General features: G+C 67.4%; 13 protein-coding genes and 1 tRNA gene. 5 read left to right on the plus strand and 9 right to left on the minus strand.

Annotated features, from left to right (window positions below; all coding sequences use genetic code 11):
- Window positions 1–164: 164 nt before the first annotated feature.
- The gene (locus ABIC51_RS34265; RefSeq protein ID WP_021157380.1) at window positions 165–1,460 is read right to left on the minus strand and encodes an O-acetylhomoserine aminocarboxypropyltransferase/cysteine synthase family protein; all 1,296 of its coding nucleotides are present in this window, start codon (window positions 1,458–1,460) and stop codon (window positions 165–167) included.
- Window positions 1,461–1,592: 132 nt separating this feature from the next.
- On the opposite strand from ABIC51_RS34265, the gene ABIC51_RS34270 reads away from it, so the two are divergent.
- A complete protein-coding gene (locus ABIC51_RS34270) occupies window positions 1,593–2,261 on the plus strand; it encodes an O-methyltransferase (RefSeq protein WP_027790913.1) in 669 nt (222 codons plus the stop codon).
- A gap of 36 nt (window positions 2,262–2,297) precedes the next feature.
- Here the strand turns inward: ABIC51_RS34270 and ABIC51_RS34275 are convergent, their stop codons facing one another.
- From ABIC51_RS34275 to ABIC51_RS34300, 6 genes are all read right to left on the minus strand, one after another.
- Window positions 2,298–3,602 carry an XAC2610-related protein gene (locus ABIC51_RS34275; protein ID WP_175899435.1) on the minus strand — a complete coding sequence of 435 codons (1,305 nt, stop codon included), beginning with the start codon at window positions 3,600–3,602 and terminating at the stop codon, window positions 2,298–2,300.
- Window positions 3,603–3,663: 61 nt separating this feature from the next.
- Window positions 3,664–4,812 (minus strand): DUF1176 domain-containing protein, encoded by a 1,149-nt coding sequence (locus ABIC51_RS34280; protein WP_027790915.1) that lies wholly within the window; start codon window positions 4,810–4,812, stop codon window positions 3,664–3,666.
- 257 nt (window positions 4,813–5,069) lie between these two features.
- Window positions 5,070–5,882, minus strand: a complete 813-nt coding sequence (locus ABIC51_RS34285) for a nucleotidyltransferase domain-containing protein (RefSeq protein ID WP_146252552.1) — start codon at window positions 5,880–5,882, stop codon at window positions 5,070–5,072.
- Window positions 5,883–5,937: 55 nt separating this feature from the next.
- Window positions 5,938–7,161 (minus strand): RtcB family protein, encoded by a 1,224-nt coding sequence (locus tag ABIC51_RS34290; protein WP_060195038.1) that lies wholly within the window; start codon window positions 7,159–7,161, stop codon window positions 5,938–5,940.
- 62 nt (window positions 7,162–7,223) lie between these two features.
- Window positions 7,224–8,363, minus strand: coding sequence for a slipin family protein (locus ABIC51_RS34295; protein ID WP_027790918.1), 1,140 nt, complete (start codon window positions 8,361–8,363; stop codon window positions 7,224–7,226).
- A gap of 258 nt (window positions 8,364–8,621) precedes the next feature.
- Window positions 8,622–8,694 (minus strand) — tRNA-Cys (locus ABIC51_RS34300).
- A 335-nt stretch (window positions 8,695–9,029) separates the two neighbouring features.
- Here ABIC51_RS34300 and rtcR point away from each other — a divergent pair.
- Window positions 9,030–10,649, plus strand: coding sequence for an RNA repair transcriptional activator RtcR (gene rtcR / locus ABIC51_RS34305; protein ID WP_059684636.1), 1,620 nt, complete (start codon window positions 9,030–9,032; stop codon window positions 10,647–10,649).
- 77 nt (window positions 10,650–10,726) lie between these two features.
- Complete coding sequence (locus ABIC51_RS34310; RefSeq protein ID WP_226257528.1) at window positions 10,727–11,242, plus strand: SUKH-3 domain-containing protein; 516 nt, start codon at window positions 10,727–10,729, stop codon at window positions 11,240–11,242.
- Between the two features lie 25 nt (window positions 11,243–11,267).
- On the opposite strand, the gene ABIC51_RS34315 is transcribed toward ABIC51_RS34310, so the two are convergent.
- Window positions 11,268–11,858, minus strand: coding sequence for a nuclear transport factor 2 family protein (locus ABIC51_RS34315; RefSeq protein ID WP_124839103.1), 591 nt, complete (start codon window positions 11,856–11,858; stop codon window positions 11,268–11,270).
- 128 nt (window positions 11,859–11,986) lie between these two features.
- On the opposite strand from ABIC51_RS34315, the gene ABIC51_RS34320 reads away from it, so the two are divergent.
- Window positions 11,987–12,529: a MarR family winged helix-turn-helix transcriptional regulator gene (locus ABIC51_RS34320; RefSeq protein WP_175899437.1), complete on the plus strand. Its 543-nt coding sequence runs from the start codon at window positions 11,987–11,989 to the stop codon at window positions 12,527–12,529.
- Window positions 12,530–12,569: 40 nt separating this feature from the next.
- On the opposite strand, the gene ABIC51_RS34325 is transcribed toward ABIC51_RS34320, so the two are convergent.
- On the minus strand, window positions 12,570–13,781 hold the full coding sequence (locus ABIC51_RS34325) for an IscS subfamily cysteine desulfurase (RefSeq protein WP_060083347.1): 1,212 nt from the start codon (window positions 13,779–13,781) through the stop codon (window positions 12,570–12,572).
- A gap of 255 nt (window positions 13,782–14,036) precedes the next feature.
- Here ABIC51_RS34325 and ABIC51_RS34330 point away from each other — a divergent pair, with 255 nt between their 5' ends.
- A complete protein-coding gene (locus ABIC51_RS34330; protein ID WP_091920483.1) occupies window positions 14,037–14,585 on the plus strand; it encodes a flavin reductase family protein in 549 nt (182 codons plus the stop codon).
- The last annotated feature ends 24 nt before the right edge of the window (window positions 14,586–14,609 follow it).

Consider the following 14,609-nt stretch of genomic DNA (forward strand, 5'->3'; position numbering starts at 1 on the left):
GGCGTACCGCAGCGGGCTCGGCGTCCGGCTGCCCGGCCGCAGGGTACGGTTCATGCACGCCGGGCATTGCCCCGGCATCAACCGGCGATTGAACACCCTGAAGCCGCTTCAAGGTCAACACATTCGATGCAGGGCGCACCGGCAAGCCGGCGCGCCCGTGCCGGTCACACCTGCGCGAGCGCCTGGTCGAGATCGGCGAGCAGGTCGTCGATATGTTCGATGCCGATCGACAGCCGCACCGTTTCTTCCTTCACGCCGGCCTTCGCGAGTTCGGCCGGCGACAGTTGCCGGTGCGTCGTCGATGCCGGGTGCGTCGCGAGCGATTTCGTGTCGCCGATGTTGACGAGCCGCGTGAACAGCTTCAGCGCGTCCTGGAACTTCGCGCCGCCGTCGCGGCCGCCCTTCACGCCGAACGTCAGGATGCCCGGCGCACGGCCCGACAGGTAGCGCGCGACGAGCGGATGGTCGGGGTGGTCAGGCAGGCCCGCATAGTTCACCCATTCGACCTGCTCGTGACGCGCGAGATGCTGCGCGATCTTCAGCGCGTTGTCGCTGATCCGTTCGACGCGCAGCGCCAGCGTTTCGATGCCCTGCAGGATCTGGAAGGCATTGAACGGCGAGATGGCCGCGCCCATGTTGCGCAGCGGCACCACGCGCGCGCGGCCGATATAGGCGGCCGGCCCGAACGCTTCCGTGTAGACGACGCCGTGATAGCTGACGTCGGGCTCGTTCAGCCGCTTGAAGCGGTCCGCATGCTCGGCCCACGGGAACTTGCCCGAATCGACGATCGCGCCGCCCAGGCTCGTGCCGTGCCCGCCGAGATACTTCGTCAGCGAATGCACGACGATGTCCGCGCCGTGCTCGAACGGGCGCAGCAGATACGGCGACGGCACCGTGTTGTCGACGATCAGCGGGATGCCGTGGCGATGCGCGACTTCCGCGAGCGCGGCGATGTCGGTGACGTTGCCGAGCGGGTTGCCGACCGATTCCGCGAAGATCGCCTTCGTGCGCGCATCGATCAGCGGCTCGAACGACGCGGGGTCGCGCGGATCGGCGAAACGCGTCGTGATCCCGTATTGCGGCAGCGTATGCGCGAACAGGTTGTAGGTGCCGCCGTACAGCGAACTCGCGGACACGATGTTGTCGCCGGCCTCGGCGATCGTCTGGATCGCGTACGTGACGGCCGATTGTCCCGATGCGAGCGCGAGCGCGCCGATGCCGCCCTCGAGCGCGGCGATACGCTGCTCGAGTACGTCCGTCGTCGGGTTCATGATCCGCGTGTAGATGTTGCCCTGCACCTTCAGGTCGAACAGGTCGGCGCCGTGCTGCGTGTCGTCGAATGCGTACGCAACGGTCTGGTAGATCGGTACGGCGACCGCGCGCGTGGTCGGGTCGGGACGATAACCGCCGTGCACGGCGATGGTTTCGAGGCGCCAGTTCGAAGAGGCCTGATCGGTCATGGGTGCTCCGTCTGTTGTTGTGGTGGTCGAGCGATTATAGGAGCACGTGCGCGGCGGCCCTTAGAACGAATGGTTTGTTGCTTATGGCGGTGCGGCGCATAGAATGCCCTTTCCGCAAACAAGGGGTGCGCGATGAATCAGGATCACTGGAACCAGGTGGATGCGTATTTCTCCGCGACGCTCGTGCCGTCCGACGACGTGCTCGACGCCGCGCTGGCGGCGAGCCACGCGGCCGGGCTGCCCGCGATCAACGTCGCGCCGAACCAGGGCAAGCTGCTGCAACTGCTCGCGACGATTCGCGGCGCGCGGCGGATCCTCGAGGTCGGCACGCTCGGCGGCTACAGCACGATCTGGCTCGCGCGCGCATTGCCGCCGGGCGGCACGCTCGTGACGCTCGAGCTGAACCCCGAACATGCGAAGGTCGCGACGCGGAACATCGCGCGTGCCGGGTTCGCGGAGGTCGTGACGGTGGTGGTCGGCAGCGCGAAGGACAGCCTCGCGCGGCTCGTCGACGCAGGCGAAGCGCCGTTCGATTTCATCTTCATCGATGCCGACAAGGACAACAACCCGGTCTATCTCGACGCGGCGCTGAAGCTGTCGCGGCCCGGCACGGTGATCGTCGTCGACAACGTCGTGCGCGGCGGGCGCGTGGCCGATCCCGACAATCGCGAGCCCGACGTGGCCGGCGTGCGCGACGGGTTCGCGCGTCTCGCGGCCGCGCCGCACGTCACCACGACGGCCGTGCAGACGGTCGGGCAGAAGGGCTGGGACGGGTTCTCGATCTCGATCGTCGGCGCGTGACATGAGGGCGGCACGCGCGTGCGGTCGACCCGCGCGCTAGTTCTGGTCGGGATTCCTGTCGTTGCACTGGTCGGGATCGTCGCGCAGCACGATGCGGCGGATGCGGCCGTTGTCGTAGAACGGCACGTCGGGGCAGAACTTCATGCCGGCGCGGGTCGACGTACGCTTCCACGCGACCTTTTCGGTGCGGACGAGCGTCGGCGCGTGGCCGGGCGCGCCCGGCTTCCAGATGTCGATGTACACGCGCGCCATCCACGGTGACGCGTCCACCTCGCAGTCTTTCAGCGCGCCCAGCGTCGAGCGCAGCCCCGTGCCGGTCTGCTCGATGCGCTGCGGAAACTCGATGTAGCCGTCGCCGTAGCCGGGCATGACGTAGCAATAGCGGCGCGTGTTCCCGTCGAGCACCGGCAGCAGGTAGCTGCTGGCGGAGTCGGCCTCCTTCACGTCGTTGCCCTGCCAGCGGTAGGTCGTCACGCCGTGCTCGCAGCAGCTCGCGCGCCAGCTCGTCCAGATGATCCGGTGCACGGCATCGAACTCCGGCGACGTGATGCCTTGCAGCCCCTGCGGTGCGTCGACGAAGCGCCGCGTCTTCGGGTCGAAGATCCACGTCTGGTACGGAATGTTCGGGCCCGCGCCCATCGATTGCGCGAGCATCAGGTCGGGCCAGCCGTCGAAATTCACGTCGGCGAAATCGGGCGTGAACAGGCCGCAGGTGCCGCGTGAATCGGTCTGCAGCGTCTGCACGAGGCGGCCGCGATCGTACAGGCGGATCGCGGTGACGTGCGGCGCGTCGTTGCATGAACCGTCGTCGTCCGGCAGCTTGTCCGCGACGAGGCGAATCTCGTAAGGGAACGGCCTGCCGTCCTGTTTCGTTGCGAGCGAGACGGGCAGCGTGCGTTTGCCGTCCGGCGACGCCCACGTGCCGGCCACCGTATTGTCGAGCGATGCAACGCGCCACGTGCCCGTTACGCGATCGGCGTCGGCTTTCGCGCCGCTGTCGCGTTCCGACAGCGTGGCGCCGTGCGCGTCGAGCGTCCCCTTCAGCGCGAGCCGGTAGCGTTTGTCGGACGTGCAGGGCGCGTAGCAGTACGAGCCCGATACCGTGCCCGCCACGCGTGACAGCGAGACTTCGACATGCCGGTTGCCGATCGTGCCGACCCAGTCGCGCGACCAGAACGGGATCTCGACCGTATCGTCGGTGCTTGCCGCGCGTGCCGCACTCATTGGCGAAAAGGCGAACGCGGTGACGGCGAGCAGCGCGAACGCAATTGCGCCGCGCCAGCCGCGCGTGCGCCGCGTCGCGGTCGCGTTGCGCGACGTGGCGATGAACGGGTGATGCATGGGTCGGCCCCTCGGTTTGTTTTGGGTGTGACTGCCGGCGTGTTGCGGTGCGATGCACGCGTCAGCGGTTTCCTGGCGCATCGGCGCGTCGATACAGGCGTGGCCATTGATCGTCGAACAGGCCGTTGCACGTGCCGTGCGTGGCGATGTCGCTGAGCAGGAAGCGCCGGCCGTCGAAGATCCACGACGCGGTCGAGCCGCAATCGCCGGCACTGCGCAGCCTGACCTTGCTCGACAGCGTCGCGCGGGTGCGGTCGTAGCCCGCCTCCGTCAGTTCGTTCGCGAACGACGCCGAGTCGAGCCCCGCGTTCGCGTTCTCGCCGAAATTCATCGCCGTCGGCGTGAATGGTGCCGTCCTTCGCACGCGATACCACAGGTCGGTGCGGTTATACATGCTGCTGGTCTGGCACGGTATCGCGACGAGCGCCTCGTCGGCGGAGATCGCCACGGCGCGCGACGCCTTCCGGCGATCGCTGGCCGACATTTCGTCTTCGACGTCGGCCGCGCATTGCTTGATGTCGTCGCCGAACTTCGCGAGCACCGCGTCGACGAGAGGGCGCTGCCCGCCGGCCGGCAGGTCCGCGACGGCCGGCGCCGGCACGACGGCGGGCGGCAGTGCCGGCGCGGCCGGCACCGACGACGCGGGCCGGTTGCCGGGGCGCAGCAGCGCCGTCGTCGTGCCGACCCGGCCCTGCGTGTCGTCGATCAGCAGCAGCGCGGCGTTCAACCCCGTCAACGGCGTCCGGGCGGTTTGCGCCGACGCCGGATCGCCGAAGCTCAGCAGTTGCGCGTTGCGCGCGGCGGTGAGCCATGCGGCAACCGTTGCCGGATCGTCGGTGCGGATCCGGAACGGGTGGGCTTCGTCGTCGTCCGGTTTGCCGCCGAACGCATGCCACTGGGCCGCCATCGCATCGAACGGGCGGCCGTCCGCGCGTGCGGTGCGCAGGTCCAGCGGCGCCGACGCATAGAGGGCGAGCGAGGCTTGCGCGTCCGGGCCGGCATCGCGCGTCACGCGCAGGATGAGGCTGGTGCGCGAGTCGTCGATGTCGTCGGCATGGCTTTCGGCAATGCAACGATTGACGTTGTCGCAGACGACCGACCAGTTCTTGAAGTCGCGCTCGACCGGCGGCCGCGTGAGCGGACGGGCCTGGGCAACGATCGGGGAAACGGCGAGGAGGGCGGCGATGGCGAGCGAAAGGCGGTGCGACATGACGGTTCGTATCGACTGTGGATGGGCGGGCGCAAGACGTCGGACTGCAAGCGCATCGTCAGCAAGCGGGGCGGTCGAAGGCAGCGGCGCATGCAGGGGCGCGCTTTGCGGAACGGTTTCGAGTATACCGCCGCAATGGGCGCCGATCGCGGCGGCGGCGCGTCGTGTGCGGGCACGTACGTTGCTGGCCGGCACGGGGCGCACGTGCACGGATGCGCAAACGGCGCGATGCCCGCAGGCATCGCGCCGTTCGCTTTTCATCGTGCGTCGACCACGTCGCGCAGGAACGCGTCGAGCATCGCCACGTCGCCCCACGGCCGCTTGTATTCGCGATCGTGTTCGGCATCGGCGAGCATCGTCTCGACGAGCGCGTGGATCGCCGGCCGGCGCGGCCCGTATTCGCTTTCGTTCGCGCTCATCTTCAGCGTGAGCAGCGCGTCGAGCTCCGCGCGCACCGACGGCTCGTGCACGGTGCCGTCGACGAGCGCCGCGAAACGCATCGGCGGCATCCCGAGCCCCGCGTCGATCCAGCGCACCGCGAGCAGCGGCCGCAGCACGTACAGGTATTTCTTGTAGCGCACCGTGTCGCCTTGCAGATAGCCGCGAAAGTTCTTCTTCGCCATCGCGAGGTAGTGATGACGCCCGCGCACCGGCGAGAAGAACGCCGACGCCAGCGACCTGAGCCGCGGCGCCCAGCGCGCGTCTTCGCGATACACGACGGGCGAGTCGAGCCATTCGAGCAGCGTCGGGTTCGAGCGGCGCAGCAGTTGCAGCGCCTTGCGCAGTTCCCAGCCGCTGACGTCCAGCTCGTCGTCGAGCGGCCGCTCGATCACGTCGCGTTGCGCTTCGACGCTCAGGTACCAGTCGCGCCGGTGCGCATACACGAAGCGCACGTCGTAGTCGCTGTCCGGCGAGGCGAATCCCCAGCCGCGGCTGCCCGATTCGCACGCGAACAGCACGCTCACGTCGTGGCGGCGCTCGACTTCCGCGAGCTCCGCCATCACGCGCGCCCGCACGGCCGGGTCGACCGGGTGCGCACTGCGCACGGCAGTCAGTTGTTCCGTTTTCATGATTGTCGTTTCTCTCTCGTTGCGCGCGGCCGCCGGCCATCGGCCGCGCACCGCGCTATCCTTTCACGCACACCACCTGGCGCAGCGTATGCACCACTTCGACGAGGCTGCGCTGGGCCGCCATCACCGCGTCGATGTCCTTGTAGGCCATCGGGATTTCGTCGACGACGCCCGAGTCCTTCCGGCATTCGACGCCCTGGGTCGCCTTCACCTGGTCGTCGACCGTGAAGCGGCGCTTCGCTTCGGTGCGGCTCATCGTCCGGCCCGCGCCGTGGCTGCACGAGCAGAAGCTTTCCGGGTTGCCGAGCCCGCGCACGATGAAGCTCTTCGCCCCCATCGAGCCCGGAATGATGCCGAGCTGCCCCTTCTGCGCGGACACCGCACCCTTGCGCGTCACGAGCACGTCTTCGCCGAAATGGCGTTCGCGCTGCACGTAGTTGTGGTGGCAGTTCACCGCGTGTTCGTCGACCGAGAACGGCTTCGCGATCACGCCGCGCGCCGCGCCGATCACCGCATCCATCATCGCCTGCCGGTTGCGCCGCGCGTAGTCCTGCGCCCAGCCGACCGCCTCGACGTAGTCGTCGAAGTGGCGGCTGCCCTCGGTGAAATACGCGAGGTTGCGATCCGGCAGGTTCGCGATGTGCTGCCGCATGTCGGCCTGCGCGAGTTCGATGAACAGGCTGCCGATCGCATTGCCGACGCCGCGCGAGCCGCTGTGCAGCATGAACCACACGTGGTCCGCTTCGTCGACGCACACTTCGATGAAGTGGTTGCCGGTGCCGAGCGTGCCGAGATGCGCGTAGTGGTTCGTCTTTTCCAGCTTCGGATACTTGTCGACGATCCGCTGGAAGCCCGGTTGCAGCGACTTCCACGATTCGGTCACGGCGGCCGGCGTGCGGTCGCCCCACGCGCCCGGATCACGGCGGCCCGGCGCGCGGCCGTGCGGCACCGCGCGTTCGATCGCGCTGCGCAGGCCCGCGAGCGAATCCGGCAGGTCGGCTGCCGTCAGCGTCGTGCGCGCGGCCATCATCCCGCAGCCGATGTCGACGCCGACCGCGGCCGGAATGATCGCGCCCTTCGTCGGGATCACGCTGCCGATCGTCGAGCCCTTGCCGAGGTGGACGTCCGGCATCACTGCGACGTGGCGGAAGATGAACGGCATCTGCGCGGTGTTGCGCAGCTGCGCGCGCGCTTCGTCCTCGACGGCGACGCCTTGCGTCCACATCTTCACCGGCTTGCCGTTCGCCAGTTCCATCACCTGGTAATCCATTGCACTCATTTGCTTCACCTGATTCCTTCATTCATGCGGCGCGGCACACTTGCGCCGCGCCGTTGCGCCCGTCAGGCGCCCTTGATGCTGACGAGTCCGTTCAGCACCTGGTCGAGACCGCCGAACACCGAGATGCGGTCGATCCGTTCCGCGACGCGCTCGAGCGTTTCCAGCTCCTTGAGCCGCAGCGCGGTCGGGTTTTCTTCCATCACCTTCGCGGTGTTCAGCAGCGAACGCGTGGCCGCCGTTTCCTCGCGGCGGCGAATCACGTTCGCCTGCGCGGACTTCTCAGCCTCGACCACCTGCGCGAGGATCGTCTTCATGTCGCCCGGCAGCACGATATCCTTCACGCCGACGCTGCGCACGTCCACGCCCGAGTTGCCCAGGCGTGCACGCACCTGCGTGATCACGACGTCGTCGATCGACTGCTTGTCTTCCAGCAGTTCGTCGAGCGAGCGTGTGCCGACGGCCGAACGCAGCGCGAACTGCAGCTCGCGATACAGGTGCTCGACCGGCTTTTGCAGCTGGCCGAACGCATGCAGCACGTCCGCATAACACCACGTCGCCGACAGGTTCAACCGCAGCGCGACCTTGTCGCGCGTCAGGATTTCCTGTCCGCCGACTTCGAGCGCCTGCACGCGCAGGTCGACGAGTTCGACCGCGATGTCGCGGTTGAAGCGCCAGAACGCCGAGACGCCCGCGTCCAGCAGCCGCTCGATCTTGCCGTCGATCTTCAGCACGCCGACGTGGTACGCCGGCACCTGCGCCAGCAGTACGCCCGCCAGGCCCGCCACACCGCGCGCCCGCAGAGCCGGTTGCGCGATGCGTTTCACGAGCGCGGCCGGCAGCATGCTGTCCTGCGCGAGATCGACGCGCTCGAGACGGTGCGCGGTCAGGCCGCGCCAGTACAGCCGGCGCGTGCCCGGCGCCAGGATCTCGACGAGCACGTCGTCTTCGTAGCGCAGGCCGGCTTCGTCGTCGGCGAGATCCATCGCGACGAAGTGCCGGGCGAGCACGTCCTGTGCGTCGTGACGCAGGTAATCGGCCAGTGCCGCGTCGGCGAGCGGCGCGTCGAGACGCGCGGTTTGCACCGACAGGCGCTTGAACGGATCGAAGGCCTTGAACACGCCCGGTTCGAGCACCTTCACGAAATCGCCCTCGTTCATCAGCAGCGCGCGTTCGTTCTTTTTCACTACATGTCGCATCCACATATTCTTGTCCTTTTCTTCGATGACCGCCGGGTGACGCGCGTCGTGCGGATCGCGGGGCGACGCAACCGGGCGGGCGGCGCGCAGGCCCGGCGCCGAAGTGCGCGGCGACGCATCCTGCTTCGCGTCGTCGTGCGCCTTCGCGCGGGCCGTGCGGCCGTCCGGCCGATCGCGCGGAACCGCAACCGGTCCGACGCGCGGCGGGCCTTGCGGCCCGCACCGGCGGGTACTGCTTTCATTACAAGGCTGTCCTTGCGGACAGCGTTCGAGCGGGATTCGAACCCGCTACACACCGGCTTGCGCCGGCTGCTCTACCCGAATGAGCTACCGAACGGAGGGCGCCCCGGGATTCGAACCCGGGCGAAGTTCCAGTACGCGCCCGTTTGCCTTCGTCTGCCCATGGCGGCATGCGCGACCGCGACGAACCAGGTTCGGCGGCGGCGCACCAGCAGGGCTTTGTGAACCCTGGCTCGCGGGCCAGCGGGACATCCGGCGCTTTCTATTTAGCGAGAAGCGTGCCAGCGGCCGGCGTGATGCGCGAAATAAATTCCAAGTCGTTGAAATGTAAGGGGAAATTATTTGTCGTGACAGACGGCGCATGAAAATCCGGCCACGGCACGATCCGAATATTCGATACAATCGGATCGCCTCTTATCTTGTAGGATAAACATGCGCAAGACCGTCGCGATCGGTTTTCTCGGTACCGTGCTCGACCAGGGCGGCGGCTCGCAGCGTCGCTGGCGCAACTGGCGGCCGACGATTTCGCTGTGCGAGCAGCGCGACATGCCGGTCGACCGGCTCGAACTGCTGCACGCGCCGAACTACGCGCGTCTCGCGAACCGCGTGAAGCAGGACCTGGAGCGCGTGTCGCCGCACACCGACGTGCGGCTCGTTCCGATGGAGATTCGCGACCCGTGGGATTTCGAGGAGGTCTACGCGACGCTGCACGATTTCGCGCGCGCCTACCCGTTCGATCTCGACCGCGAGGACTACCTGATCCACATCACCACCGGCACGCACGTCGCGCAGATCTGCTGGTTCCTGCTGGCGGAGGCGCGCTACCTGCCGGCGCGTCTTGCCCAGACGGCACCGCCGCAGAAGACCGACGAGGGGCCGAGCGGGCCCGGCACGATGTCGGTGATCGATCTCGACCTGTCGCGCTACAACCGGATCGCGCAGCGTTTCACGCGCGAGCGCGACGAGACGGTGTCGTTCCTGAAGGCGGGCATCGCGACACGCAACGCGCGCTTCAATGCGCTGATCGAGCAACTGGAGCGCGTGGCCGTGCGTTCGCGCGCGCCGATGCTGCTGGTCGGGCCGACGGGCGCCGGCAAGTCGTTTCTCGCGAAGCGCGTGTACGAGCTGAAGCGCGGCCGCCATCGGCTCGCGGGGCCGTTCATCGAGATCAACTGCGCGACGCTGCGCGGCGACGCGGCGATGTCGACGCTGTTCGGCCACGTGAAGGGCGCGTTCACGGGCGCGCAGTCGGCGCGGGCCGGGCTGCTGCGCGCGGCGGACGGCGGCCTGCTGTTTCTCGACGAGATCGGCGAACTCGGGCTCGACGAACAGGCGATGCTGCTGAAGGCGATCGAGGAGAAGCGTTTCCTGCCGGTCGGCGCGGACGTCGAGGCGACCAGCGATTTCGAACTGATCGCGGGCACGCACCGCGACCTGCGGCAGATGGTGGCGGCCGGCACCTTCCGCGAGGATCTCTATGCGCGGATCAACCTGTGGACGTACGAACTGCCGGGGCTGGCCGAGCGCCGCGAGGACATCGAGCCGAACCTCGAATTCGAACTCGACCGGTTCGGCCGCGAGCAGGGCGAGCAGGTGCGTTTCAACGTCGAGGCGAAGCGGCGCTACCTCGCGTTCGCCGCGTCGCCGCGTGCGGCGTGGGCCGGCAACTTCCGCGAGCTGTCCGCGTCGGTCACGCGGATGGCGACGCTGGCCGATGCGGGACGGATTACCGAAGCGCTTGCCGAACAGGAAGTCGAGCGGCTGACGCGCACGTGGTCGCAGCCGGGCGGCGCGGGATCGTCCGAGGCATGCGTCGACGCGGTGTTCGGCGCGCGTGCGGCGGAACTCGACCTGTTCGACCGTGCGCAGCTCGAACGCGTGCTCGACGTGTGCCGCGTGTCGGCAAGCCTGTCGGAAGCGGGGCGCACGCTGTTCGCGGTGTCGCGGCAGAGCAAGAAGCAGCCGAACGATGCGGACAGGCTGCGCAAGTATCTCGCGCGGTTCGGGCTGGATTGGGAGGGGGTGAGGGGCGCGCTCGATGCGTCGAGGTGACGGGCATGCGCGATGCATTCCCTGCGTCGCGCATGGCGGATAGCGCGTGCGGTATCGCGCACGCAAACGTCGGGAGGGTGGTGGTGGTCGTGATTCCTTCGTCGGTCAAAGCGCTGTTTGCCGATTCGGGGTGGCGTGGCGATTCCGGTTGCCGTGTGTCATCCGGCGACGGCGAGCATCCGGGAGATGCGATCCTGCGCGAATTCGGCGGGCTGATCGTGGGCGCCTCTGCCAGCGGGCAAACCTGCGCGCGAATGGGGCTCGTCTTTCATGCGCTGGCGCGCAAGGATCACCAGATCGACGCGTGGGAACAGGCGCTCGGGACGACGATGATCGGCTTCGCCGAAGACGATCTCGGGTACGCCGAGTTTTATGTCGATGCGCAGGGCCGAGTGTTCTCGACCAATTGCGTGGTCGATGGTGTGCATCTGTGCGGATTCACGTTCGGCGAAGCGGTCGAGCGGACGCTGCTCGGGCGCGTCTCGATTCCGCTGTTGCTCGACCGCCGTGCAACGATTGCCCATTACGGCGAGGTTCTGACGATCGACGATCCGCGCGTGATGACGGTCCGTCAGCTCCTTGCCCGCACGTGATGCGGCGACGCGCTTCGGCCGTGTTTCAACCGGCCGCCGCTGCCGCCGCCTCGTGAAACGACGCCAGGAATGCCCATTCCGGCTGCGCGGCCGCGACATCCGCCAGCCCGCGCGCGAACGCGTGCGCCGGCAGCCACGGATACCCGAACGCCGCATGCAGCGCGTCGAGTTTCGTCGACTTCGGATCGTCGATCGTATCCATGCGCGCGATGTGAATGTGCAGCGCGGCGATCCGCGCACCGCCTTCGCTGTCGGGTGTGAACTGCCAGCGATACGTGCCGTGCCCGATCCGCAACGCGCCGTTGTCCTTCTGCCGCATCGCGACGAGCCACGACATCTCGCTGACGCCATGTGGGTCGACTTCGGGCTCCGTGCAAACGTAATAGGTCCGGCACCGCTCGAACCGCTCGCCGAATTCCTCGACCAGGGTGCGTGCGATCGCGGCCGCGCCCGTCACGCGCGGCGGAAAATCGATGTCGTCGTTCGCGAGCGAAAAGCCCAGCTCGGCATCGGCCGCGAAGCAGTCGGCGATCAGCGCGGGCCGGTTCAGGTCCTTTGCGCGCAGATAGCATTCGAGCAGCGCGCGAACCGACGCGGGATGAAGCGGGAAGGGCATGGACGAGCCTCCTGTAGCGGGAAATGGGGCCACGCGCACCGGCCCGACCTGGCCAGGGGCGCATGTGCCTTTGCCGTATAATTTCGTTTCAAAGCTAAATTCGCATGACCGTACGGAGCGTCGAAGTCATGGCCAAGCAGCAAGAGGAGTCCGTTCTGACCATCACCAACCCGGCCTGCCTGATCGACGGCACGGACACGGAATTTCGCCACCTGATCAACGGGCTGCTGCCGTTTGCGGCCCGCCTGCTGTCGGTACGCGACGGCTTCGGCTCGCTGATCGGCCTCACCGGCATCCAGTATTCGCTGCTCGTATCGGTTTCGCATCTTTCGCACGATGACATCGTGACCGTCAACCGCCTCGCCGATCACCTGCACCTGAGCGGCGCATTCGTCACGATCGAGACGGGCAAGCTGAAGAAGCTCGGCCTGATCGACAAACGCCCGGACCCCGACGACAAGCGCAAGATGCGTCTCACGGTCACGCTGGCCGGCTCGAAGCTGCTGAAGGCGCTCACCGATACGCAGCAGCGCATCAACAACGTGCTGTTCGAGGGCGTGACGAAGACCGAATTCAAGGCGCTCTGCTCGGTGATCGACCGCCTCGTCACCAACGGCGACCGCGCGACGCTCGATCTCGCGCACCTGATCGCGCGCCAGGAAAAAGGCTGACGCGCACGCGCCGCCAGCCCGCCTGACGCTTCGACCGCATTCAGTGCGCGGCCCACTCGATCGTATTCAGGTCGACCCCTTCGAGATGCATGTCCCACAGCGGGCTCAGCGCGCGCAGCTTGCCGACCGTGTCGCGCACCTGCGCAATCACGCTGTCCACTTCGGCTTCGGTCGTGAAGCGGCCGAGCGTGAAGCGGATCGAGCTGTGCGCGAGCTCGTCGCTGCGGCCCAGCGCGCGCAGCACGTACGACGGCTCCAGCGATGCCGACGTGCACGCGGAGCCTGACGATACCGCGACACCCTTGATCCCCATGATCAGCGATTCGCCTTCGACGAAATTGAAGCTGACGTTCAGGTTGTGCGGAATCCGGCGGGCGAGATCGCCGTTCACGTAAACCTCGTCGAGCGTCGACAGGCCGGCCAGCAACCGGTCGCGCAATGCGCCGACGCGGCGGCTTTCCTCCGCCATCTCTTCCTTCGCGAGCCGGAACGCCTCGCCCATCCCGACGATCTGGTGCGTGGGCAGCGTGCCCGAGCGCATCCCGCGCTCATGGCCGCCGCCGTGCATCTGCGCTTCGATCCGCACGCGCGGCTTGCGGCGCACGTACAGCGCGCCGATCCCCTTCGGGCCGTAGACCTTGTGCGCGGTCACCGTCAGCAGGTCGACGTTCAACGCATTCACGTCGATCGGGATCTTGCCGGCCGCCTGCACGGCGTCGCAGTGGAACACGATGCCGCGCGCGCGGCACAGCGCGCCGATCTCCGTCACCGGCTGGATCACGCCCGTTTCATTGTTCGCGAGCATCACCGACACCAGGATCGTGTCGGCGCGCAGCGCCTGCCGCACGGTGTCGAGATCGAGCAGGCCGTCTTCCCGCACGTCGAGGTACGTGACGTCGAAGCCCTGGCGTTCGAGCTCGCGGCACGTATCGAGCACGGCCTTGTGCTCGGTCTTCACCGTGACGAGATGCCTGCCCTTGCCCTGGTAGAAGTGCGCGGCGCCCTTGATCGCGAGGTTGTTGCCCTCGGTCGCGCCGGAGGTCCACACGATTTCGCGCGGATCGGCGCCGAGCAGCGCGGCGACGTGGGCGCGCGCCTCCTCGACCGCCTGCTCGGCATCCCAGCCATAGCTGTGGCTGCGTGAAGCCGGGTTGCCGAACTGCTCGTGCAGGAACGGCACCATTTTGTCGACCACGCGCGGATCGACGGGCGTCGTGGCGCTGTAGTCCATGTAGATCGGACGGGATTGCATCGATGCGGCTCCGGAAAGCGGTGTCTCCCGCGGTGCGCGAAAGCACCGCGGAACAGGGTAGCCGCAGTGTACGTGGACATTCGCGGGCGCCGCGCAACACCCATCCCGCCAGTAGGGTTGTCTTTCAAACAAAGCTTTCTAGATCAGGGTTTACGACAACTTGAACCCGCCTTTGTGTTTACATTTAATAAAAGCTAAATAACAAAGCTAAGTAACGGTGCTTTGTTGGGCCGGATTCCGCTGCGGAATCCGGCGATGCAACCCAAGGAGGACGAGATGAGCGAGAACCATGCCGGAACCGGTGCGGGTGCCGACGCGCAGCGGCGCTTTCGCGCCGCGCTGTCGATGTTCGCGACGGGCGTCGCGGTGATTACCGCCCCGCGCAAGGAGGGGGCGCCGATCGGTATCACGGTCGCGTCGTTCAATTCGGTGTCGCTGGACCCGCCGCTGATCCTGTTTTCGGTCGACCGTCGGAGCCTGAGCCTCGGCGACCTGGCCGGCGCGGGCGGCTATGCGGTCAACGTGCTCGACGAGACGCAACAGCACCTGTCGAACTGCTTCGCGAAAGCGAACGGCGACAAGTGGGGCTGGCGTGCCGGCGCGACCGATGACGACGGCGCGGTGCTGCTGCCCGACGCGCTCGCGACGTTCGAATGCGAGCCCTACGCGCAGTACGACGGCGGCGATCACGTGATCTTCGTCGGCCGCGTGACGCGGCACCGCGCGCGCTCGGAAGGGCGCCCGCTGATCTTCTTCGGCGGCCGCTATCGCACGCTCGACGGCATGCACGCGCCGTCTGCCTGAATGCAATCCACGTTTCATTCCACC

It is taken from the genome of Burkholderia sp. 572 (assembly GCF_040545135.1).
In the GTDB taxonomy this organism is placed as follows: Bacteria; Pseudomonadota; Gammaproteobacteria; order Burkholderiales; family Burkholderiaceae; genus Burkholderia; species Burkholderia cepacia.